Consider the following 23250-nt stretch of genomic DNA (forward strand, 5'->3'; position numbering starts at 1 on the left):
GCAGTTTTAGTTTTTGGCGGAAGGTTTGCGCTGTGACTGTATGAGTTTGTCCAGGGTATAGCGCAGCACTTCGTCTTCGTCGTCGAGCAGGTGGTCGCGTACGAAGTGGTCCGGTATAAGGCCGGCGAGCTTTTCGCTCCCGTTTGGCCGCACGATGTAGCCTTTTGGCACCTTGAGCGCTACACTGGTGCGGGGCAGCTGAAAGCTGAACTGCGCGGCATAGAGCGTTGGTGTGTCGCCGGTCTCCTCTCCCACGATCTCCCCAAAACCGTAATCCTGGATCAAAGCGCCGCTCACAGCCGCCATGGAGTAGGATTGGCGGTTGACGAGCACGTATACCTTGCCCTTGAATCGAAGGTCCTCTGGCATTGGCTGCTGCATGGTTTGGGCATAGGCGAAGGTTGCACCATCAGGAGTATCCAGAATCTGGCGGGTATAGTCATCCGGTACAGCATCGGGATATTGCTTGCGGGTTTGGGCCTTCAGCACTGCACTGGTCCTGACCGTGAAGTCAGAAAACCAGCGGAAAGGCTTGTCTGCAAAGTAGGCGATCAGGTGATCGCTGAAGGTATTGTGTCCGCCGGCATTGTTGCGCAGGTCCAGGATCAGGTAAGGGGCCTGGCGTGAGTTGATGTCCGCAAAAGCACTGTCCACGAAGGCTTTGAACTGCGCCTCCCCGTCTTCCTCCGATGAGCTGAAAGGACCAGGGTGCAGGTAGGCGACATCCCCGATATACCTGTAGGAGCGCTCGTTTTTGAGGATCTCCCCTCCCCGGCTGGCCTCGTAGCCCATCACCGTGATGGCGTCTAAGGTATGTGTGCTGCGCTTGCCAGCGGCACTTTTCACTTTCACTTTAAAGGACTCCTGCTGCCCGAACACGGCCCAGTAGTAGCGGGGAAAAGACCAGAACTCGAGTTTGGCATCTTTGAAATAAGGTCGCTCCGCCGACAGGTAAGGATGGATCGCAGCTTTTAGATTCCGGATCGGTTTGCCGTTAAGCTGCAGCAGCTGGTCTCCTGCCCGCACGCTGGAATCCGGCACATAGCTTTTGCGGACGAAGGCTTTGCCCTCTTCAAAGGCCAGCTCGAGCGGAAACACGGTGCCGCCCTGCGTTGCGTATGTGATGTAAGATCCTGCCGGGAAATCGACTTCGCAGTGCCCCACATTGCCTACCGCCAGCAACCGCTGCATCAGCATGATGGTTTCAAGCATACTCAGTGAATCTTTCCGGATCGACTTCACCAAATCGCCATAAGCCGCGTCGTAGTCCCGCTTGCTCACATAGGCATAAAGGTTATAGTGCGCTTTCTGCAGCGTCTCGTAGGCATAGGCCATATCGGCCTTTACATCGGCAGCGGCAAACATGATCGGCTTGTGCTGTGCGATCATTCGTCCGGGTGCTGACAGCATCAAAAAGAACAGCAGAAGTTGGATGGGTTTTCGATACAAGTTACTTTTCATGCTGCTTTTTTCTGTGGTATATACGCTGGCCTTCTCTCCTTTTGTGGCTGAAAGCTAAGCAGATTCAGAGAGAATCCGATAAAAAATAGCAGTATTATACAAAGCAGGCATAACTGATTACTTCTCTGAAATGATCTGCTTCACCCAGGGCCAGCCGTCTGCCTCCGGTCGTGGTGTTACCCAGCTTTTAGCACCCCAGGTATAAGGCACAGCCGCCAGGTCCACGGTCGGGTCGACGATGGGATGCGCCGGATAGCCGTTAAGGCTGAGGCTGGAAATGGCGTATACCTCTGGGTTTTCTATTCCTTGTCGCTGGTACTCCTCCTTCAAAAACTGCGCAAACTGCCAGATCATGTCCGGGTGCTTGGGGAGTTCCCGCAGCTGCTCCCGCACCAGGTAAGTGCGGGGACTTACATATACGGTCTGGTTTGTGGCGGGGTCTTTGACGAGGTAGTACACATGGCCTCTCTTGGTCCGCAGCATCATGCGCCACGAAAAGCGGTGGCCCTCTTCGGTCCAGTTCACATCGCCGGGTATAAAGAAGTGCCGCAGCGGGAAAAGCAACTGAAAACCCAGGTATAGCAGGCAAAACTGCGCCCCCAATCGCAGCTGCCAGCGGGATTGTTTGAGCGGAGCCTGCTGCAGCATTTCGGGAGAGATCCTTTTCCGGAAAAACCAGCGGGCAATCTGCTCAGGACTAAAGAACAGCACATTGGCCGCGATCATGAAATAGGGGAACACTCCCACATGAAACACAGCCGAGTTGAAGATATGAAAAGCGAAAGCCACCCAGAAAGCCACCAGACGGGTGCGGGGCCAGAGCAGGGCAAAGCCGATCAGGAAGTCGAACAGGATACCTCCCCAGACCACCAGCTGTATCATAGCCGGTGTGTTCAGGTAAGGACCTATCACGTAGAAGTGCGTTTTGGCGGACATCCAGATGCTCATGGATTTGGCGGCTAGCCAGTCAGGCTGCAGTTTGGCCACACCGGCATAGAAATACACCAGCACAAGCTGCGCCCGGAAGAGCCAGAGCGTCCACTGCGGGGCAACCTCCGTTTCGAGCTCCGGCCGCCTGCGCACATCCAGCGAGTATTTGCGGTGGGCAGGCAGGATCACCATCAGCCCGCTGATGAGCCAGATCAGGTAGTGGTGGTTGAGGTAATGCGTCTTTTCGCAGAAAAAGCTGTAGCCGAAAAGCAGGAAAAACAGAAAAGAAGTGAGCTTATAGCGCCATCCTACCATGATCAGGAAGCCCAGCAAAGCCATGAACAGGTATAGGTATACCATGCCATTGCCGGGCAGCGGCTTCATCCACTCTAACCCAATATAGCCGAAATGGATGGTCGGCTCCACGTAGTGCTCCTGCACCCAGTTGATGAGCACGGCGCCGATCCCTTCGCAGAACATCAGCAACCCGAACAGGATGCGGAAATAAACCAGCGGATAAATGCCTATCGGCTTGATAAGCTGTTGCATAGCGATACAGGATGTATGACTTCCTACGAAGCCGGATTGCGAATGACCACCGCTTTCCGCATAGCTTACCTGCTCCAGGTATAGCCAGGCCTTCCCCACTCACTCCAGCACCAAACGGTACACCAATATAAGCACACTTATGAGAACGATTGTGGTATAAATCTCTTTATTATACCTGGCCAGCCAGTTAGGGCAGGAAAATATCGAAATTATCTTTGTAGAGTCCGAAGAGCGCCGGGCTACTACCGTGATGGGGCACATTTATTGGAACACGAGCAGCACAAGGCCCTCCTGCACAAAAATTTCTGAGGAGACGTACAGGTATGGCCACCGCTTCTTTTCAGCCTGCCAGGGTGGCAGCTTCTACCGGACCACGCTGCTGTCTTTTGCCCAGGTATAGCCGCACCACCAGCAGTAGCACTTCGAGCAGCAACACGCCACCTAAGCCCCAAAGCACCTGGGGAATTTGCAGGCCCAGCGTAACGAGGGTCATGGCCACGAAAGGCAGCGCCAGGAGCAGCTTATCGAGCTTAACGATCTGCTCACTGCGCAGCAACGTAGCGGCAAAAGCAGCAAAGGCTGGCAATGCAAATGCATGCGTCAGGAAGTTATTGAAAGGAGCCGCCGCCAGGGTCAGCACACAAAGTCCGATACCCAGCCAGCTATAGAGGTTCTGCCCTATAGAGTCTGTCACAGATGGGGTGATCTGATAGCTCCGGTCAGCCTGCCACAGAAAACGGAACTTGTGCCGCTCCAGTAGCAGCAGCGTGAGGTTAAGCAGCAACATCACCGCATTGACATAGGGCGTGCCGGCCCACTGCTGCGAAACAGTAACAGCCAGTATAGCCACGTTCATGGGCACCAGCATAATGGCCCCGAGCAAACTGAAGCGCTGCGAGAGCAGCAGCGTACCACACAGCACTTGGCTCACAGCCACTACTTTCGCAAAAAGCCCCAGCCCATACTGCGCCAGCCGCGCCTCGAGCCAGGGCGGCCCGATCAGCTGACCAAATTCTCCACCCGTCAGTTTGCAGATACCGGACGAAAAAAAGATATAGCCCAGGAAGAGCCGGATCAGGAGCAGCAGGATGTCTTTGTTTTGAAGCATGGCATTAAACAGCTGATTTATAATTGGTTTATCTGAATCTCAAATATAAAATTTCAACTTTCAGATGAAAATCTATTAGACCAACACCCCGAATAAAACGGCTAACATAAGCTGCACCTGTGCTTCTACAGATCAGCACCTAACAGGCGCCGGAGCACCATGATCTGGCCGAGGTGATAAGCGTTGTGCTCCGCCACCAGCATGGCTTCGCGCAGGAGCGTCTGTCCGTTGCCATGTGGTATGGGCGCAAAGAGATCTTGCTCCGTATCCTGCACCAGCTGCACCATCGCTTCCAGGTCCCGGTTGATCGCCTGCAGGGTCTGCTTCAGAGCCTCCTGATCAGCTGGAGCTGCCTCAGCAGGCCAGTAATCGTCAGGCCAGTCGGGTTCCTGGTAATCGGGGTTGCGGCAAAAGTCCAGGATGTCGTGCTGGGCAAAGCGCAGGTGCTCCAGCAGTTGCCAGATGGTATAAGGCAAGCCCTCTACCTGCCGACCGGCTTCCTTTAGAGTTAGCCCTTGCAGCAGTTCCTCCATTGGGCGAAATGCCTGCCCCATCCGCATCAGCTTTTCCAGATGATCGCGCAACTGTTTTTCCTCTTTCATCGGTTTCATTTTAATTGCTGATACTGCTATACCTGTCAAGGGTTGAGATGGGTGCAGCAGGTCTCGTGACTCAGGCAATTTTCCTTTCTGAGCACCTGCTATACCTTGTTTGGGCTGGCTTTGAGCAACATCCTGAAAAAAAATGAAAAAATTTGAAAGACAGAAGCAACCATCGGACGAAGGCCTACATCTATAGTTCAAATTCGCATCAGTAAAACACCAATCTAACAAGTCTTCACCCACCTTCAGGTATAGCCTTTGGCTTTGCCCGGGGTTCTGTTTGCCAATTTGTAACCTGATCTATCCACAAAATAAAATTATGAAACAGTTCTTTACTTTAATGCTCTTGGTGCTGGTTAGTAGTAGCACGATGGCACAAATGGCCCATCCGGGCAAACTAAGCGGTGTGCTCAGCGACTCTCTGACGGCAGCGCCTGTTGGATACGCCAATGCCGTACTGAAAAAAGGAGACAAACTGATAGCAGGAACCGCCGCAGACGGTGAAGGCAAATTTGAGTTAGCCAACCTTCCTCTGGGCAGCTATACCCTCGAGCTCACTTTCCTGGGATACCGCCCTAAAAAGCTCCCGATCACTCTGACAGCCGAGCGTCCTATTCTCCAACTCGGCAAGATTCCGCTCAACTCAGACAGCAAAATGCTGGCTGCCGTGGAAGTAACGGCCATGAAAGCGCTGGTAGAGGATAAAGGCGACAAACTGGTGTACAATGCCGAAAAGGACGCCTCTAATGCAGGGGGTACCGCGGCGGACGTGCTGCGCAAAGTGCCTACGCTCACAGTAGACCTCGACGGCAATGTGCAGATGCGCGGCAACAGCAATATCAAGGTGCTCGTGAACGGGAAGCCATCCGGTATGATGGCCCGCAACCTGGCCGAAGCGCTCCGCCAGATGCCAGCCGATAACATCAAGTCGGTGGAGGTGATCACGAGTCCCGGTGCCCGCTACGATGCGGAGGGCTCGGCCGGTGTGATCAACATCATCACCAAAAAAGGACTGCAGGGCTTCAACGGCTCCACCAACGTGACTACCGGCAACCTGAACCGCTACCTGGGCACCAACCTGAACTACCGCAAAAAGAAGCTCGGCATTTCGCTTTCGGCCAACGGCTACCAGTACCGCAACAAATACAGCATGGAGAGTACGCGCACCAACCTGATAGACGGCAGGCCGGTTTCTGTTTTCGAGCAAACTACGCTGGGTGACAATACCGGCTCTGGAGGCAACGGCGAACTGAGCATCGATTACGACCCGGACTCCACGAGCCGCTTCAACTTCTCGGGGAATGTGTGGGGCGGTAATTTCCCGAACGACAATACCATCCTGAACAGGCTCAGCGATGCGAACGGCAACCTGCTGCAGAATTTCCGCTCAAAAAGGAGCTACACAAACCCCTACGGCAACGGTCAGCTGGACCTGGGCTATACCAAAACCTTTAAACCGGAGCAGGAGCTTTCCATCCTGTCGCAGTACAGCCGCATGCCTGACAACTACGAGTACAGTGCGGAGAACTATACCTCCGGCGACGAGCTGACTTTCCGGCAGCATAGCGAGAACTTTAGCCGGAACAAGGAATATACCCTGCAAACAGACTATACCCATCCCTTCAAGCTCAACGGCCGCCGCGACACCACCAGCCTGAAACTGGAAGTAGGTGCCAAAGCCATCCGCCGCGATATTGGCAGTGAGTTCAGGGTACTGCTGTCGCCGGACGGGGTGAGTCCGCTGGAGCCTGACCCAAGCCAGTCGAACGATTTCAATTACTTTCAGCGGGTATACTCCGGCTATACCTCTCTGCAACTGAGCACCAAATCAAAATGGAACATCAAGGCCGGCGCCCGCCTGGAGCACACCGATATTTCAGGTGATTTTGAGAGCACCAAAACCAAAATGAGCAACCAGTACACGAACCTGATACCGAGCATCACGGTGTCGAAAGGTATAAAGGAGCACACCCTGAAAGCCAGCTATACCCAGCGCATCCAGCGGCCGCTTATCTGGTACCTCAACCCCTGGGTAGACGCCAGCGATACGCTGAACCTGCGCACCGGCAACCCCTACCTGGACCCGGAACTGAACCACGCCCTGGAACTCGGCCACAGCATGAGCACCGACAAAGGACTGAACATCAATACCGCCCTCTACTGGCGCTATACCGACAATGCCATCGAGTACCTGGCGCAGGTAGATGAAACAGGCGTGTCTACCTTAGCACCGCAAAACGTGGCGCAGCGCAAGATCTACGGCCTGAACCTGAACCTGTCGGGTCAGTTGAACAAGAACTGGAACATGAGCGGCGGCTCCGACCTGCGCTACCTCGACGTGGCAAGCCCTGCCCGCAACCTGAGCAACTCCGGCCTGGTGTGGAGCATGAACCTGAACACCACCTACAAACTGCCGAAGGACTACTCCATCCAGGCTTATGGCAACTACAGCTCCGGCTGGCTGAACCTGCAGAGCAGCAACTCGGGCTGGCACTGGTACGGCTTTGCGGCCAAGCGTGAATTCTGGGACAAAAAAGGCAGCGTTACACTGGGCGTAAACAACCCTTTCAACCGCAACATTAAGCAGACTGGGCAGCGCAGCGACCCTACCTTTGCCTACGAGTCCCGCTCTTTCAACTTCAACCGCTCAGTACGGCTGTCGTTTGAGTGGCGCTTCGGGCAGATGAACACAAACGGTGGCAAACGCAATAAAAAGATCAACAACGATGACAAAGGCGGACGCTAGCCGCAGGTACAAACCACCAGTGCCGTCACAAAAAAAGGGCAGCCCATCCGGACTGCCCTTTCTGTTTTACAGGCTAAGGCTATACCTTAGTAGTTTCGCTTGTTCTTGTCTTTATCTTTGTCTTTTTCCTTCTCTACACTACCATCGGCGTTAAAAACCACTTTCAGGTCCTCGTCATCACCGTCGAGCTTGGCCATATACCTGGTCTGGCCGTCTTTTTCAACGGTTTTGGCTTTCTCGATCGTACGGTTGGCATACTGCTGGTTGATGGCATTTCGCACCGCCTGAGGCAGCTGGTTTACTTCTATTTCGCGGCCCTGCTTCTCGATGGTACCGTCCGCATTGTACTTGATCCAGTGCTTGTTGCCGTTCATTTCAAACTTGGCGTGGTAGCTGTCATCTTTAGCTTTCCACTCTACATCGCTGGCCTGGGCGTAACTGTTGTTAAAACTGGTCTTTACTCGTTCCGGCACATTATCCTGGGCAAACACGGCCGTACTCATACCGAATCCCAGGGCCAGGGTTAAAACTAACTTTTTCATAGCGCTTCTTCTTTAGGTTTGTTGGTTGATAAAATAAATTAGGTTGATACCTCTGCCTTCACTTTTGCTAATAACAGAAACTATCAACCTTCAAAATACTCATAACTTATACCAGCCTTAAACAAGAAGGTTTGAAAAAGAGGCAATTGATTTATAATTTTTCAAATAAAGTACAATCTAAAATTGACAAACAAAAATTTGTTAATTCACCTCTTCTGCACCTCCAGCTGCTACAAAAGGGGTATAAAACCAAAGAGCCGCTGCTATACTGCAACGGCTCCCTGTTTTATCAGATTATAATCATTTAAAGACCGCCTAGCTCTCTGGTGCCGCGATCTGAATTGTGTGAAGTGTCTCCCCAGCCGCTGCTGCTTCTGCCGCCGTAGGTGCCACCGCCCATCGAGCCATAACCGCCATAGTTACCGGCTGAAGTGCCATAGGTGCTGTTACCGAATGAGCCTCCGCGGTGCCCTCCTGAGTAGCCCGTACCGCCGCCGTAGTTCTGGCCACCGTAAGTGCTGCCCATGCCGGTGCCTTCGTTGTCGGAGAAGTTGCGATGACCATAGGTTGTGTCGGGCACACCGCGGTTAGAGCTCGGGAAGGACTCTCCCATGCTTCCGCCACCGCCAAAGCGAGTGCCTCTGCCCATACCTGAGCCACCATAGTTATCACCACCTCTGTTCTGGTCGCTGTTCAGGGTATTGAAGCGATCAGAAGTGCCTTCGTAGTCAGAGATGCCGTAGCCCCTGCGCATATCGCCCTGACTTCGGTTGCTGTAGTTGTCACGGTTGCGGTTCATGTCGGAACCGTACATACCCTGGCCTCTTTGGCTGTCGCCTCTGTAGTCGTTGTAGCTGCCCTGGTTACCACCGTAATTGCCACGGTTGCGGCTGTAGTTATCCTGGTCACGATCATACCTGTGGAAGCGCTCGTCATCGCGCTCACCGTAGATCATCTTATAGCTGGTATCGCTGCGCACGGCACCCCTGCCTTCCTGCAGTCGCTCGTAAGCATCGCCCATGTTGCCTTCATGGTAGCTCTGTCGTCTGTCACCGCGATTGCGGCTCTGGCCGTAGCGGTCGTCATCCATACCACGGTGATGGCTGCGATACTCTTGCTCAAACTCATTTGTCAGGTTGCGGGCACTGTGGTAGTGCTCGTCGTTTCGGTTATAGCCGGCGCCGCTGCTGTAGTCCCGGTCATACTTGTCGTAATCGTAGCGATCTCTATCTCGTCTGTCCATAGTTTATAATTAGGTTTAATGAAACATGCCTTTATAAACGGTGGCAACGGCGTACGGTTCGGGGGAAAGGGCTTAGTTCTCTTTGATGCGGGAGGCCAGCACCCGGAACAGGATGTAAAGAAAGGCAAAGACAGCCATGGCGATCAGGGTCCAGAATTTCTGCTCGTTCCGCTCCTGCCAGTAGTCGCGCTCGTCTTCCGTGGACTTCAACCTTTTGCGAATGGCCTGATTAGCCAGCTGCTCGATCTGGAGTTCACGGTGCAGGGAATCCAGTTGCAGGGTGTCGGGCAGGTATACTGTTTCGGTGATCACGCGGGGCTCGCAGGGGGGACAAGGTATAGCGTAGCTATCAGAAGGCCTATAGGTTCGGGAGGCTGCATCTCCCCTGCTGGCGGCGGTGCTTAGCTCCGATCTTTCGACCTCGATGCCGGGCCTGCCATAAATGGCGGGGGCGTACAGCTTCGGCACCTTGGCAGGAGGGGACGGCGTAGCCTCTTCGGACCCGGCACGACGCTGGGCGACGCAGGCACTGAGCAGCAGCAATAGTACAAGGGTCCATCTCATGCAGGCAGGATTGTCACAGGTTATAGGCGCTCTACCTGTCGCCTATACGCATGCAGCCGCCATGTGGGTATAGAAATGCCGGACCGGTGTAGAAAATCTGTCCGTGCCTGTGCCCCTGTCTGAATTTACATGGCGATGTTCCGCTTGTGACGCAGCGCCTTTATACCTGCAAAGAACAGGTATGAGATGACAAGGATCAGGGCAACGTCGACCAGCCAGCGCTTGGTGGCCGCCCCCATTGTGGCAATATCACCCTCTACCAGGGCCATACCGATGATGGCGGCTGAAGGAATGAGCGCCAGACCGATCATGACGCCGGACGTAAAGACGGAGCGCTTGGTAGCAATCAGCACAGCACCCGCCAGACTCGCCGCCGCCGAAGCGATTACTGATGAAGACGTAACAGTAGTCCAGTACTTCAGGAGGGGCTGTGTGAGCTGGTAATAGTCGGCCTTGCCCGGCAATGGATCTGACCCAAGCGCTTTCAACAACAAGGAGGTCAGTGCGGCTGACGCGATAACAATCAGGTAGATCAGCAGCACGTCCCACAGACCTTTCTTCCACACCATCTGGCACTGGCACGTCCAACCAAGCGTCATGCGCATCAGCGGCATAAAGCCCGGCGCCACCAGCATCCCCCCTATCACCACATGGATGGCATTGGTGGCAATGCCCACAGCTGCCAGTATACCTGATGCGGATACCAGAATCAACAGGATCGTGTTGGCATTGCTGTCTTTGCTGATAATAGTTTCCATTTCTTCCCAACTGGCCTCCACCCAGTCGCGGTCCAGCTCTTTTGTTTTGTTAGCATCCACCAGGCTGTCGGGCTCGCTGCTCATGACTGACACACCTTCAGGCTTACCCAGTTCGTAACGATCGAGCAGACGCATCACCTCCTGCAGGGACTTGGAGGTGACCGATACCGACACCACATCGCCTGGCGGGCTGATGGATATACCTTTCTGTAGCCGCATGCTCACCAGGCCATCTATTTTCTGCAGATCCGCGAGCAGCCTATCTGTTTTGTCAGGTGAAACCGTTATATCTATATTCCGTGCCATGAGTCTCGAATTTTAGCTTTCCCTTAACGGAAAAAAGCCAAAAGGGATTTAACAAAACCCTTCAGACGCACTCCACCATACATGCCTTCCCCATCCAGCCTGACCAAAGCCACAGGCAATTCCTACAGCTGAGGACCACTAAACGTTCAAGGTATGGAGGTCGTTGAAGTGATAAACAAGAAAGTGCCAATGGGCTGTAAATTGCTTTAATTTGCAGTCCAAAGCCGCTCCGTTTTATGCCTACAAACCGATTTCTGCCACGTGACAAAGCCGCCGAACTGCTCCAGGTCATACGTACATCTGATACCTGCACGGAGTACGAACCCGAAAAGCACCGCCTGACCATTCTGGACGAGGCAGGTATAGCGCAGGTCCAGTTCCGGCTGCCGATCTCGGTGCCTTATACTGAAGCCGGTACTGGTATAGCCGAGGCCAGGCAGGTGAACTATGTGCTGCTGCTGATTCAGGCGGGTAACTGCGCCGTGGGATATTTTGAGAACGGCCGCTGCCTCAACCACAAGGTGTTCCGCTCATACATGGTGCGCAAAAAGCAGGGCAAAAGCCAGATCAAATACCTCAAAACCAAAGGCAAATCACGGGCAGGCTCACGGGTGCGGCTGGGCGAAACCGCGGAGTTTTTTGAGAACATCAACAGCCGCCTGCAGGAGTATTTTCAGCAGCACCGCATCGACCGCATCGCCATCAGCTGCTCCAAGACTCTGCTGCCCTACCTCTATACCGCTGCTGTACCGACGCCATTCGACAAGCGTGATCCGCGGCTCTTCAAAATCCCAAAGCATATCCACACGCCCATTTACGAAGTGCTGCTCGACGCCAACCGCTTTCTGCAGCGGGGGGAACTGACAGACCTCCAGGATACCGGGTTTACTGCTATACCTGTGCTACACGATTTCCTCCTCCGGCACGCAAGCCACAGTGAGGCAGTGGAAGCGGAGGACATAACCGATGAAGTGGAGGACGAGGTATACGTGGAGGACGAATGGGAGGAAGCGGATGATGATGCTGGTTTCTACAACGATAAAGACGAGGATGACGACATAATTGACTGGGACTAGAGCGGTCGCAACACGCATCCATGCGTTTTCATTCCGACTCCCGAGGGTACCTTTACGTAAGTAGAGCTATCAGAAAATCGAAAACTATGGAAGATCAGATCAACAGAGACATGGCGGTGTTTGAGCAGGTATGCGAAATAAATGAGCTAGACCCGCAGGCAATTGAAGAGGAAGCGCAGAGCCGGTTTCCGGACAAATTCAAAGAGGGAAAGGACCCGGAACGACTCATCTGGACAGCACTTGACTCCCGTGCCAAATCACTTATCAGTCAGGTTGTTCAGGAAACGAATCATGATGCTGAACAGCTAACAGATAAGGTCTACACCATTGACGGCGACCCGGCTGCTCCCGCTTTTGTCATAAACGAAGACGCGATCCGCAGCCAGTACAGTCCGGACAAAGCAGCAGAGATTATCGATGCACTCGGGCAGGTACAGCTTCCGGTTACCGGCTAAAACAGGAAAGGCAGCCACCCTGCGGTAGCTGCCTTTCTTTAGGCTATTGTCTAACCCTTTAGCTGTTCTTCTTGCGTGTAAGGAGTACGACGGCCGCGGTTGTAACCAGTGCCAGCACACCTACTTTCTGGATCAGGCCACTGCGATTGTGTTCCCAATCAGCTTTCCAGCCTTTTTCGGCGAAGATATTGGGCACCTTGCCGTGTGAAAAATCTTCGATCACGCCCTCCACCACGTTTACGCGGTCTGCCATCAGCAGTGGCAGCCAGTGCAGGTAGCTGTTCTCACTGTGCTTAAAAGCGAAGCGTCGGATCATGCCGCTGAGGCCGCTTGGCGGCGTGGAGGTGCCGAATACAGCTGTTACGTTGGGCCTCTCAATGGAATGCAACACTTCGATGTCGATGTCCTGCTGCGTTGGCCGCTCCCAGCTATAACCTTCCTGCTCCGCGTCGGTGCGGTGTTTCATGGGGTAAGTCGGGTCGTTTTTCGGATCGGCGTCTATACCCCAGCCTTTAATATGCGAATAGTCTTTTGGTGTCTTGTTTTCCATGGTCTTTCTCCTTTCTATCTGGCTGATGGCGGAATCAGGACAGGCTTGATGCAGTTGTCCAGCTTCTCTGAAAAAATATGATAGGCGTCGGCCACATCTTCAAGCGGCACACGGTGCGTGATGAGTGCTTTCGGGTTCAGGATACCGTTTTGCACATGATCGATCAGTTTCGGCAACAGACGCTTCACAGAGGCCTGGTTGGCCCGTATCGTGATGCCTTTGTTTACCACGTTACCGATCGGAACCAGGTTATCCGTAGGGCCATACACACCAACAATAGAGAGAATTCCCCCTTTCTTGAGGGAGTTCACGCCCCAGTGCACCGCCGTAGCAGATCCGGCCTGCAGCAGTAGCTTACGCCCTGTGATGGTCTGCATCAGGTTACCGCTTGCTTCGGCACCCACCGCATCGATCACCACATCAGCCCCCATCCAGTCAGTTGTTTTTTTGATGAATACCACCGGGTCATCCATCTCCTCGTAGTTGTAAGCCTCGCAGTTGGCGTAGTTGCGCACAAACTCCAGGCGGTACTCCAGCTTATCGATTACGATCACGCGCCCGGCGCCAAAGAGCCAGGAGCAGCGCGCCGCCATAATACCTACCGGACCGGCACCAAATATCACTACCGTGTCACCTTTCTGTATACCGCCCATCTCTGCAGCCTGATATCCGGTAGGAACTACGTCAGTAAGCATCACCGCATCGTCAGGGTCCATTCCCTCAGGTATAACAGTTGGTCCCACATCTGCATAAGGCACACGCACATACTCGGCCTGCCCGCCATCATAACCACCGGCCGTATGCGAGTAGCCAAAAATACCACCCACTGCCGTAGCCTGTGAATTGGACTCGTGGCAGTTACCAAAAAGGCCCTGCCTGCAGAAGTGGCACTTACCACAGGCGATGTTGAATGGCACGATCACCATGTCGCCTACTTTCAGCTTCTGCACTTCAGAGCCGATCTCAATTACTTCGCCTATAAATTCGTGTCCGAAGGTCATACCCACGCGGGTGTCGGGTACGTTTCCATTGTAGAGGTGGAGGTCAGAGCCGCAAATACAGGAGCGCGTCACACGCACGATGGCATCCTGGGGATGCTGAATTTTAGGCTCTGGTTTTTCGTCAATACGGACCCGTTGCGGCCCGCGGTAGTTCATTGCCAGCATAAGTTTGTTTTCAGTTTGTATCTAAATTGCATTTCTCGCCCGCCTGTGCAGGCTTCTGAATTATGTTTAAATAAATACTACTCTATACCTTAATGGTTGCGAAAATTGGATTTTTAAAAGAAATACCTATATACCTATACTTTTATGCTTACCAAACCAGTACACAATAACCGGGCACAAAAATGGCACAAGCGCCTGCCTGTGCCATACTGAAAATTAAACGTCCTTCCGCGGGTAGTACTACTGCCTGCCGTCGTCTCTTATCTTGGTTTTGATCTGCTCGGCCATTTCGGGCGTCACATCCACGTGGTGCACATCGTGTGCATGTTTTCCGGCCTGTGCCAGCACTTCCTGCTCGCTGTTAGCCCTTACCTCGGCATCACAATCAAAGCCGACATCCCTGCATTTTAGTGTTTTCATGATCTAGATGGTTTAGTGTATAAAGATGGTTTAGAGCATTTAAACAAAATGACCTAATTAGTTTATACCTTTCTGTTTTTCAATAAGTTATACCAATTCTTGCATTTTCAAAACTACTATACTTCGGCAGTCTGAGAGACAGCTTTGCTTCATCATAAACCCAGAACCTGCGTACACACATCAATTTTCATTTACCCTAAGAAGCTATACCTTCGCAGAAGGGCGATTCACTAATACATATGATCTCAGACAAACAATACCAGGCCACAAGCGGGCAGTTCAAAGGATTTGTAGAAGTTCGGGGAGCACGGGAGCACAACCTCAAAAATATCAATCTGTCGATACCCCGTGATGCGCTGGTCGTGTTTACAGGAGTATCAGGCTCTGGTAAGTCCAGTCTTGCCTTTGGGACGCTTTATGCGGAGGCGCAGCGTCGCTACCTGGAGTCGGTGTCGCCCTATGCCCGCCGCCTGTTTCACCAGATGGCCGTGCCGGAAGTGGATGCTATTAACGGACTGCCCCCTGCCGTGGCCCTGCAGCAGCAACGCGGCACACCCACTACCCGATCGTCGGTAGGCAGCGTCACCACACTTTCCAACCTGCTGCGCATGCTCTATTCCAGGGCCGGCGATTACCCGGAGGGGCAGTCCATCATCTATGCCGAGGCCTTCTCCCCCAACACTGCCGAGGGAGCCTGCCCTACCTGCCACGGTCTGGGGCGGATGTATGATGTCACCGAAAAATCGATGGTGCCGGACGACTCCCTTACCATCCGGGAGCGGGCTATCGCTGCCTGGCCTACCGCCTGGGGCGGACAAAACCAGCGCGACATCCTGGTGACGATGGGGTTTGACGTGGACAAGCCCTGGCGTGAGCTGCCGCAGAAAGACCGTGACTGGATCCTCTTTACTGACGAGCAGCCCGTCGTGCCGGTATACCCTGGCTATACCCCTGAAGAAACACGCCGCGCTCTCAAGCGCAAAGAGGAGCCCAACTACATGGGCACCTTTACCAGCGCCCGCCGACACGTGTTCCATACCTTCGCCAACACCAACAGCCCGCTGATGAAAAAGCGGGTGATGCAGTACATGCTGAGCACCGACTGCCCCACCTGCCAGGGCAAGCGCCTGCGGCCGGAGTCACTGTCTGTTAAGTTTGCCGGCTATGATATTACAGAGTTTTCACGTCTGCCGCTGAAGAGGGTACAGGCTGTGCTGAAGCCTTTTGCGAAAGGCACCGAGCCGGGTCATGCCCGCACGGAAGCCGAGCATCCCGAACAGGCGATTGTAGCCAGGCGAATTGCGGATGACTTGTGCGCCCGCATCGAGGTGCTGCTTGATTTGGGACTCGGCTATTTGTCGCTTGAGCGCAGCACTCCTACCCTCTCCCCGGGCGAACTGCAGCGCCTGCGCCTGGCCACACAGCTCTACTCGCACTTGTTCGGGGTGGTGTATGTGCTCGACGAGCCCTCCGCCGGGCTGCACCCTGCCGATAAAGTAGCGCTGCTCCGTGCCCTCGACGGACTCAAGAAAGCAGGCAATTCACTTTTCGTTGTGGAGCACGACCTGGAGGTGATCCGCCATGCCGACTGGATCGTGGACGTGGGCCCCGCTGCTGGAGAGAAGGGTGGCGAGATCCTGTACAGCGGCCCAACGGAAGGCTTGCGGCAGGTAGAGGCCTCCCGCACAGGGGAGTATTTGTTCAGCAAAGCAAAGGGACTCAACCTAAACCCACGTGAACCGAAAAGCTGGCTAAAGCTCAGCGACGTCAGCCGAAACAACCTGCATAGCTTGTCCGCTGAGTTTCCGCTTGGCGTGTTTACAGCCGTGACTGGTGTATCGGGCTCCGGCAAGTCCAGTCTGGTAAGCCAGGTGCTGGTGGAACTGGTCGCTTCCCACCTCGGGCAACAGTTGCCTGATGAAGAAGAGGATGGCAACGGGTTAGAACGCGACATACCTGTAACGACCGGAGGCCATATCACAGCAGGTATGGAACAGATCAAACGCCTGGTGCGCGTAGACCAAAAGCCCATTGGCAGAACGCCTCGCTCCAACATGGCCACCTATACCGGCTTGTTTGACCACGTGCGCAAGCTTTTTGCCGGCACGCCACTCGCCAGAAAGCGCCGCTATGATGCTGGTCGCTTCTCTTTCAATGTAGCCAAAGGGCGCTGCGAGAACTGCCAGGGAGAAGGATTCGTGATGGTGGAGCTGCTCTTCTTGCCGAGTGTATACGCTCCCTGCCCCGTGTGCCACGGTGCACGCTACAATGCCCAAACCCTGGAAGTGACCTACCGGGACAAGAACATCGCCGAAGTGCTCGATATGACAGTGGATGCGGCCTGGGAGTTTTTTGACGAAGAGCCGGCCGTGCATCGAGCCCTCACCATGCTCCGCGAGGTGGGTTTAGGCTACCTCCGGCTTGGACAGCCCGCCACTGAGCTGTCAGGCGGTGAGGCGCAGCGCATCAAACTGGCCACCGAACTGCAACGTTCCCAGCGCGGCAATACGCTATACATCCTCGACGAACCTACTACCGGGCTGCACCCCGCAGACGTAGACAAGCTCATGACCCAGCTCCATCATCTGGTAGATGCCGGCAATACCGTCATTGTGGTAGAGCATGATATGCGCGTCATGGCTGCCAGCGATTGGGTGATCGATATCGGGCCGGGTGCAGGAGAAGAAGGCGGCAGTATTGTCGCAGCGGGACCTCCAGCTCTTATCGCCAAATCAAAGGAAAGTAAAACAGCGCCTTTTTTGAGGGCGCTGTCAAACAGGTAATCAATCGTGCTTCTTCTATAACGAAAACAGGACATTCGCTTGCAGGATCGACTCGTTTAGTCCCGCTATACCTACCACGTTGCGCCAGTAGCGCCACTCCGAGCCGACGTATACCTTGCCGGGTTTGTCCCAGAAATTGCCCAGGTCCACGTGCAGTTGCGGCTGTGTCAGGAACTGCGTGGTGCCGGGCCCGCGGTCACCGATAAAATCCATGAAGCCCCGGAAGCGGAAGCGGAGCCGCTCTGCAACAGGTATAGGGATGTCCCAGCTGGGTGTGAACTGGTAGGTGCCACTGTACTCACTGCCGTGCTGTTTGTAGTAGTAGGTCTCCAGCTGCAGCAATCCCTGCCCGGGCAAGCGGAACTTAAAAGCCGGCCCCGCCGTGTAGACAAAGAAATCCTCTTCACCGCCAAACAGCACGTTAATACCACCCCCTACCAGCACATCGCTGATCGGGCCGAGGCTGACATTATGCCCGGTCGCACGGCTCAGGCTCAGTTTGGGGTACCACTCCAGGTACAGGTTCGGAGCAGCCAGGCTGGCGTCATTGAACAGGTCGGCAAAACCAAACTGCTCGAAAGCACCCAGATCTCCAAAGTGCTCCAGTGTGATGGTGGCAAGCTGACCGGACTGGTTCAGGCTGCGGCCATAGAGCAGTTGCACATTGGAGCCGCCTTTGTAGTTTACCTGCGCCAACGCCGGGCTGCTGAATACTAGCGCTAGTACAAAAAATATGATTTTACTGCCAAATCTGTTAAGTAGCTTTCTTTTCATTCCTGACTGCGTGATGACTTATTGGAAAATCCCAATGCGATTGCAATTTAGTGTTTACGGTCCGAATAGATAATATTGTAAAAATCGAATGCTGTAATCAGACTATTTTATTCCTACATCACCATAAGTACTTCTCAAATTGATATTTAAGCTATTGGACCGATATTGTATAAATGTCTAAATTTGTAAATTATCATTTTTTTACTTTGTGCGATGGAATACAGATTCGTGCATCATTGGAATTATGCGCTTCGGGAGGATGAGCACCGGATACTGGAATCCGCTATCTCGCTGACCACGCAGCCGCGCGACGAGTCATTCCTGCAGCAAGCCGCAGACTTTATAGCAGCGCACACACAGGTACAGTACGTGCTGATCGGCAGCTTAAGTTTTGATGGCAGGCATGTCGTGACAAACGTATTTCTCAAAAATGGGGAGACGCAGCCTACTATCTCCTACCCCCTGCAATACACTCCTTGTGATTCTGTTATTACCCAGCGCTTCTGCTACTATCCGAACAATGTGCAGCGCTACTTTCCGCGCGACTTGGAACTGCAGGAGTTAAATATCGAGAGCTACCTGGGCAGCATCTTCCTGTCAGAGGACAGTGAGCCGGTTGGACTGATCGCCTTAATGAGTGACAAGCAAATGGAGAATGCCGCCTTTGCCGAACACCTCGTGCTGGTGCTGAGCCCTGCTATTGAGGAGGAGTTGATTCAGCAGCATAAGCTTTAAATACAGACATTAATCAAAAAAAAAACCTCTACTGCTGGAGCAGTAGAGGTTTTTTTTCAGAAACAGGTATAGCGCAATGCTTTAGATAGCAGGATCGTTCGGTGTGTTCGGGTTGTTGCGACGCTCCTGATCCGGATACGGATAGAAATTGCGGTTGCGTTCCGCCAGGTTATCAGGTGGTCCCGGCCGGTCGAAACGGCGGCTGTCTTCCCACTTCTGTCCGCTCAGGTATAGCTCTGCTGACCGCTGCTTGTATACCTCCAGCAGCAGGGCCTCTCTTGTCATCGGACCACTGTAGGCAGGTAAGCCGGCATGCACATTAAAAGGGTCACCTGATGTCTGGGTCCTTACCTGGTTGATCAATGCAAGTGCCTCGTCCAGGGAGCCATTGTTACGCAACAGGGCTTCCGCCTTGATCAGCTTCATCTCGTCTGGCAGGTATACCGGAATGCTGGATGTTTGTGTATTGAAGAAACCTGCCAGTGTCATCACCCGGTCCCCTAACACATCAGCGCCCGGCTCGGTCATATAAAACTCATACCGGTCATCTCCTTCCTCAAACAGTGCATCGGGCAAACCGAATTGATCTCGTGGCCTGAAATAGGCGAGGACAAAGACAGTATTGTAGATCGGGTTCGGGCTCAGCGTGCTGTACACAAACTCAGAACGGACTGTCAAGTCCACTTTATCGGCATTAGAAATGGCTGCTTCATAATTGCCCGCATAAAGGTTATAGCGGGCATTGTAAGCGTAGAGCGTATTACGGAGGTCGAAAGAAGGACCTGTAACCTGCGTCGTAAATTCCTGTGAGATGGGCGTAGCCTCAATCAAGGCGATGCCCTCGTTCAGGTGGGCAATCGCGGCTGCCAATACCTCCGCCCTGGAACTGAATGTTACTCTATCGGTCCGGCTGGTTTCAAGGTTTGCCTGCTCAAAAGCGATAGCCAGGTTACCCAGTGCCATGGCATTGAACAGGTGCGCATGTGCCATCACCCCGCTCAGCGTCCCTCCCGTCAGGGTTGGTATATTGGGAGCGTTCTCAAGTATCTGCTCACTCATCACCATAACACGCTGCATGCGTGACCAAAGTCCCAGTATGTTGCCATTGAATGTTGGCAGGTCAGATCCACCGGCTTCCAGTTCAAGCACGTTGGTAAAAGTGGCCACCCCTTTCATTTCACGCCCCGTCACACCCGTGTAGAGAACGGCGGCTTCCAGCCCTGCCGTGGAATAAAACTGACGCATCCCTACACTAAGGGCGATAATGCCTTCACGGGAGTTAAGTACTTCGATGTCACTGGCAGCGTTGGGGTTGGGTATATCCAGCTCACAACCACTCGACAGCAGCAGGCAACCCGAGAGCAAACCTACTTTTAAGAATGAAGCTATATTTTTCATGTTGTTTTTCATTAGGTTGAAGAAGAATTAGAAGGTAAAGTTGAGTCCCAGTGCATAGGTTCTGGGGATCGGTACCTCCACGAAGTCAAAGCCCCTCACGGCGTTGGTCTGACCAGCGGCATTTATCTCAGGATCATAGCCACTGTAGTCGTCAATCGAGAACAGGTTACGCCCAGCCAGGCTGAGGCGCACATTGTTGCCTCCTAAGAAGGCCGGCTTAAAGCTATAAGCCACTGACACCTCTCTCAATTTGATGAAGGAGCCGTCTTCTATGTAATTCTCAAATATCCCAAACAGCGCAGCAGAGGTTCCTTTTGGCACTTCTCCCCTTAGCTCCGGCTCATAACCGGCCAGTCCGCCATACAGGTCGCGCTCACCCACGCGGCGCGTGAAGTTGAACACATCGAAACCGTAAACCGCATCAAACTGGGTTCGGAATGACAGGCGGTCGCCTACCGATATGTCGTTCACCCACGAGCCTGTCCAGTCGGGGTTAGGGTCACCGATCACTTTAGGAACTGTGGCGCCGATGGGCTGCCCGTTTTCGGGGTTGCGCCCTGCACGCTCAGGCTGTGGCAGACCGGTGGGGGTCAGCAGCAGCGTTCCATCCGGATTTCGGGCGAAATAGGTGCTATAAAAGGAGCCAAGCGGATAACCGTTTACAGCCGCCACCTGCCCGAAACCACCCGGGAATGGCAACACACCACCAGGTATATCATTCACTTCGTTTCGGTTGCGGGAATAGATCAGGGTCGAGGTCCAGCGTACACGCTCTGTCTGAACAGGTGCGCCTGTCAGCATCAGTTCAAAGCCCCTGTTTGTCATCGTGCCAATGTTAGCGTATTGGTTCAGGAAGCCGGAAGAAGGTGTCAAACCAATGAATAGCAGCAGATCTTTCACATCTTTCTTGTAGACTGAAAACTCGAATCCAAGCCTGCCATCTAGAAAACTCATGTCGGCACCGAATTCTATCTCCACTTGACGTTCTGGTTTTATTCCTGCATTACCCAGCTGAGTAGACGGGACAACGCCCGGGAGACCTGGCAGTGAAACTGGATTAAAGTTGGTGTAGCGATCAAAAGCCCTTAAGGCCGTTAAGTTTCCCGCCTGACCGTAGGATGCGCGTAATTTAAAAATAGGAATAATGTCACTGAGTCCCTGCCAAAAGCTTTCGTTAGAAACCAGGTAACTGGCACTCAATTTCGGATAGAACTGCCACCTGTCTTCCGATCCAAATACTGAAGATACATCGTAACGGCCTGCACCTGTCAGGAAAAAACGGTCACCAACGCCAAAAGTCTGCTGCGCGAAAAAACCCATTATATTGATATCTTCTCGACTATCATTCGAAACCACAGTCGCACCACTCGTACTGGTGCGTGCAATTGGGCCTAATTGGGTACCTGTTATAGCTGTTGTGTAATGTTGTTCGGTCTGAACAGTACCTCCTATACCTGTTGTAGATTCCAGCCAATCGGTCAGGAAGGTGCGGTAAGAAATATTCAGGTCATTGTTCAGCAAATAAGAGGTACGGTCGGAACGACGTGAGTAGCCTGCATCGTAAGAGGGGGTGGTGTTACCGACAGGTATAAATCCGGTCGCAATCTGGGTAGAATTGTCGTATCCGATCACATAATTGATATTCAAGCCATTTAATGGCGTAAGGTTCAGCTGAAAGTCACCGATAAAGCGACTAGTGCGCTGTCCAAAATCAAAGCGGTTGATGGCTTCGAGTGGATTAGTACGCCGCAGGATGGCCGTAGGCGCTGTCGAAGGGTAAATGCCATTCACCGGCTCCGGATTGATAAAATTATTGCTGAAGATAAATCCGGTTAGTGCACCATATGTTTCGAGCAAGCCACCGTTTGGAATTTCTTCGCTGTCACTGAGCACATAGTTGGCTCCTAAGGATACCGATACCCAATTATTTATTGTCTGATCTAAGCGCAGACGAGCTCCTCCCCGTTTAAAAGAAGTATTGTCGACAATGCCCTGGTTGCTTAGAAAATTCCCGCTCATGTAGTACTGGGTATTTGCGCTACCTCCTGAAAGCGACACATTATTCTCAGTACCGAAGGCTGTCCTGAAAATCATATCCTGGAAGTCGTACCGCGTAACGGGCTCCTGGGTAAGATCCGAGGCGACGTTGTTGACAAAGCGGAAAGGGTACTGGTTATAATCGAGCGTCTTGCGCACCTTATTTACGCGAAACTGAGTGGAAACCGTAATTTTAGGTGCACCCTCCACACCGCGTTTGGTAAAGATCTGCACCACGCCGTTGCTGGCCCGAGACCCGTAAATAGCAGCTGCAGCTGCTCCTTTGAGTATCTCGATGCGCTCAATGTCATTGGGGTTGATATCTACCAATCGGTTCTGCGCATAACCACCCAGGTCAATGAGTTCAGGCGAACTGTTGTTAATGATCACACCATCCACAATGTAAAGCGGATCACCGGATCCTACGACCGTGCTGGTACCCCGAAGGCGCACACTGATACCACCTGCGGGGTTACCAGAGTTCTGACTGATCTGGGCACCGGCCACTTTACCTGCCAGGGCCTGGTCTATGGAAGTGGCCAGGCTGTTTTCAAGCGAAGCAGCGGAGACAGTCGAGATCGCATTGCCCAGCTGCTTTTTGCTGGTTGCTACTGATGTTCCTGTCACTACTACTTCATCCAAACCCACAATATCCTCCCGAATCTGCACGTCCACCTGCACCGTTTGCTGATCGCCAAGGGTAATGGGGCGCACCTCTGGCCTAAAGCCTATGAACGAGAACGTGAGCTGGTAAGTACCCGGGGGTAGCGCTGCTGACAGGTTGAATACCCCGTTTGCATCAGTGGCCGTGGCGATGTTGTTGTTCTGGAACTTCACCACCACGCCTGGCAGCGGCGACTTGGTACGGGCATCTGTGACAGTGCCTGTAATGGCGTAGCGTGTGCCCTGCCCTATGGCCAGCTGACACGTAGCAGCCAACAGGAGGAAACACAACAGGATAGCCTTTCCGGAGGCCCTCCCAATCTTGTAAACTTTTCTCATAGTGCCTCTTATTTTGTACTGTGTATAATTATGATGTAATGATGT

At 53.3% G+C, this 23250-nt stretch carries 19 protein-coding genes; 5 read left to right on the forward strand and 14 right to left on the reverse strand.

The annotated features are described in order from the left end of the window. Positions 1–6 precede the first annotated feature (6 nt). From AC5FXQ_RS18385 to AC5FXQ_RS18400, 4 genes are all read right to left on the reverse strand, one after another. A complete protein-coding gene (locus AC5FXQ_RS18385) occupies positions 7–1461 on the reverse strand; it encodes a S41 family peptidase (protein WP_493603878.1) in 1455 nt (484 codons plus the stop codon). A 117-nt stretch (positions 1462–1578) separates the two neighbouring features. Next, positions 1579–2940, reverse strand: a complete 1362-nt coding sequence (locus tag AC5FXQ_RS18390; RefSeq protein ID WP_493603879.1) for an HTTM domain-containing protein — start codon at positions 2938–2940, stop codon at positions 1579–1581. 340 nt (positions 2941–3280) lie between these two features. Further along, the gene (locus AC5FXQ_RS18395; RefSeq protein WP_493603880.1) at positions 3281–4048 is read right to left on the reverse strand and encodes a DoxX family membrane protein; all 768 of its coding nucleotides are present in this window, start codon (positions 4046–4048) and stop codon (positions 3281–3283) included. Between the two features lie 125 nt (positions 4049–4173). Further along, positions 4174–4650, reverse strand: coding sequence for a DinB family protein (locus AC5FXQ_RS18400; protein WP_493603881.1), 477 nt, complete (start codon positions 4648–4650; stop codon positions 4174–4176). Between the two features lie 319 nt (positions 4651–4969). Here AC5FXQ_RS18400 and AC5FXQ_RS18405 point away from each other — a divergent pair, with 319 nt between their 5' ends. Further along, positions 4970–7396, forward strand: coding sequence for a TonB-dependent receptor (locus AC5FXQ_RS18405; RefSeq protein WP_493603882.1), 2427 nt, complete (start codon positions 4970–4972; stop codon positions 7394–7396). Between the two features lie 86 nt (positions 7397–7482). Here AC5FXQ_RS18405 and AC5FXQ_RS18410 read toward each other — a convergent pair whose 3' ends face one another. From AC5FXQ_RS18410 to AC5FXQ_RS18425, 4 genes are all read right to left on the reverse strand, one after another. Next, positions 7483–7938 carry a PepSY-like domain-containing protein gene (locus AC5FXQ_RS18410; protein WP_493603883.1) on the reverse strand — a complete coding sequence of 152 codons (456 nt, stop codon included), beginning with the start codon at positions 7936–7938 and terminating at the stop codon, positions 7483–7485. Positions 7939–8242: 304 nt separating this feature from the next. Next, entirely contained in the window at positions 8243–9181 is a 939-nt protein-coding gene (locus AC5FXQ_RS18415) for a hypothetical protein (protein ID WP_493603884.1), read from the reverse strand. 72 nt (positions 9182–9253) lie between these two features. Then, complete coding sequence (locus AC5FXQ_RS18420) at positions 9254–9745, reverse strand: hypothetical protein (RefSeq protein WP_493603885.1); 492 nt, start codon at positions 9743–9745, stop codon at positions 9254–9256. 125 nt (positions 9746–9870) lie between these two features. After that, complete coding sequence (locus tag AC5FXQ_RS18425; RefSeq protein ID WP_493603886.1) at positions 9871–10809, reverse strand: DUF389 domain-containing protein; 939 nt, start codon at positions 10807–10809, stop codon at positions 9871–9873. Between the two features lie 236 nt (positions 10810–11045). Here AC5FXQ_RS18425 and AC5FXQ_RS18430 point away from each other — a divergent pair, with 236 nt between their 5' ends. Both AC5FXQ_RS18430 and AC5FXQ_RS18435 read left to right on the forward strand, forming a co-directional pair. Next, a complete protein-coding gene (locus AC5FXQ_RS18430) occupies positions 11046–11885 on the forward strand; it encodes a hypothetical protein (RefSeq protein ID WP_493603887.1) in 840 nt (279 codons plus the stop codon). Between the two features lie 86 nt (positions 11886–11971). Further along, positions 11972–12340: a hypothetical protein gene (locus AC5FXQ_RS18435; RefSeq protein ID WP_493603888.1), complete on the forward strand. Its 369-nt coding sequence runs from the start codon at positions 11972–11974 to the stop codon at positions 12338–12340. A 58-nt stretch (positions 12341–12398) separates the two neighbouring features. On the opposite strand, the gene AC5FXQ_RS18440 is transcribed toward AC5FXQ_RS18435, so the two are convergent. The 3 genes from AC5FXQ_RS18440 to AC5FXQ_RS18450 form a co-directional block, all read right to left on the reverse strand. After that, the gene (locus tag AC5FXQ_RS18440) at positions 12399–12890 is read right to left on the reverse strand and encodes a hypothetical protein (protein WP_493603889.1); all 492 of its coding nucleotides are present in this window, start codon (positions 12888–12890) and stop codon (positions 12399–12401) included. A gap of 14 nt (positions 12891–12904) precedes the next feature. Beyond that, the gene (locus AC5FXQ_RS18445) at positions 12905–14056 is read right to left on the reverse strand and encodes a zinc-dependent alcohol dehydrogenase (RefSeq protein ID WP_493603890.1); all 1152 of its coding nucleotides are present in this window, start codon (positions 14054–14056) and stop codon (positions 12905–12907) included. Between the two features lie 240 nt (positions 14057–14296). Then, the gene (locus AC5FXQ_RS18450) at positions 14297–14476 is read right to left on the reverse strand and encodes a DUF1059 domain-containing protein (RefSeq protein WP_196120445.1); all 180 of its coding nucleotides are present in this window, start codon (positions 14474–14476) and stop codon (positions 14297–14299) included. Positions 14477–14715: 239 nt separating this feature from the next. Between AC5FXQ_RS18450 and uvrA the strand changes: the two genes are divergently transcribed. Then, positions 14716–17259, forward strand: coding sequence for an excinuclease ABC subunit UvrA (uvrA, locus tag AC5FXQ_RS18455; protein WP_493603891.1), 2544 nt, complete (start codon positions 14716–14718; stop codon positions 17257–17259). A gap of 15 nt (positions 17260–17274) precedes the next feature. Here the strand turns inward: uvrA and AC5FXQ_RS18460 are convergent, their stop codons facing one another. Then, positions 17275–18033 carry a hypothetical protein gene (locus AC5FXQ_RS18460; protein WP_493603892.1) on the reverse strand — a complete coding sequence of 253 codons (759 nt, stop codon included), beginning with the start codon at positions 18031–18033 and terminating at the stop codon, positions 17275–17277. Between the two features lie 213 nt (positions 18034–18246). Between AC5FXQ_RS18460 and AC5FXQ_RS18465 the strand changes: the two genes are divergently transcribed. Next, positions 18247–18768 (forward strand): hypothetical protein, encoded by a 522-nt coding sequence (locus tag AC5FXQ_RS18465; RefSeq protein WP_493603893.1) that lies wholly within the window; start codon positions 18247–18249, stop codon positions 18766–18768. An 81-nt stretch (positions 18769–18849) separates the two neighbouring features. Here the strand turns inward: AC5FXQ_RS18465 and AC5FXQ_RS18470 are convergent, their stop codons facing one another. Together AC5FXQ_RS18470 and AC5FXQ_RS18475 are read right to left on the reverse strand one after the other, a co-directional pair. Next, positions 18850–20166, reverse strand: coding sequence for a RagB/SusD family nutrient uptake outer membrane protein (locus AC5FXQ_RS18470; RefSeq protein WP_493603894.1), 1317 nt, complete (start codon positions 20164–20166; stop codon positions 18850–18852). A 27-nt stretch (positions 20167–20193) separates the two neighbouring features. Then, the gene (locus AC5FXQ_RS18475) at positions 20194–23205 is read right to left on the reverse strand and encodes a SusC/RagA family TonB-linked outer membrane protein (protein ID WP_493603895.1); all 3012 of its coding nucleotides are present in this window, start codon (positions 23203–23205) and stop codon (positions 20194–20196) included. Positions 23206–23250 lie beyond the last annotated feature (45 nt).

Source organism: Pontibacter sp. LHS1 (genome assembly GCF_058932855.1).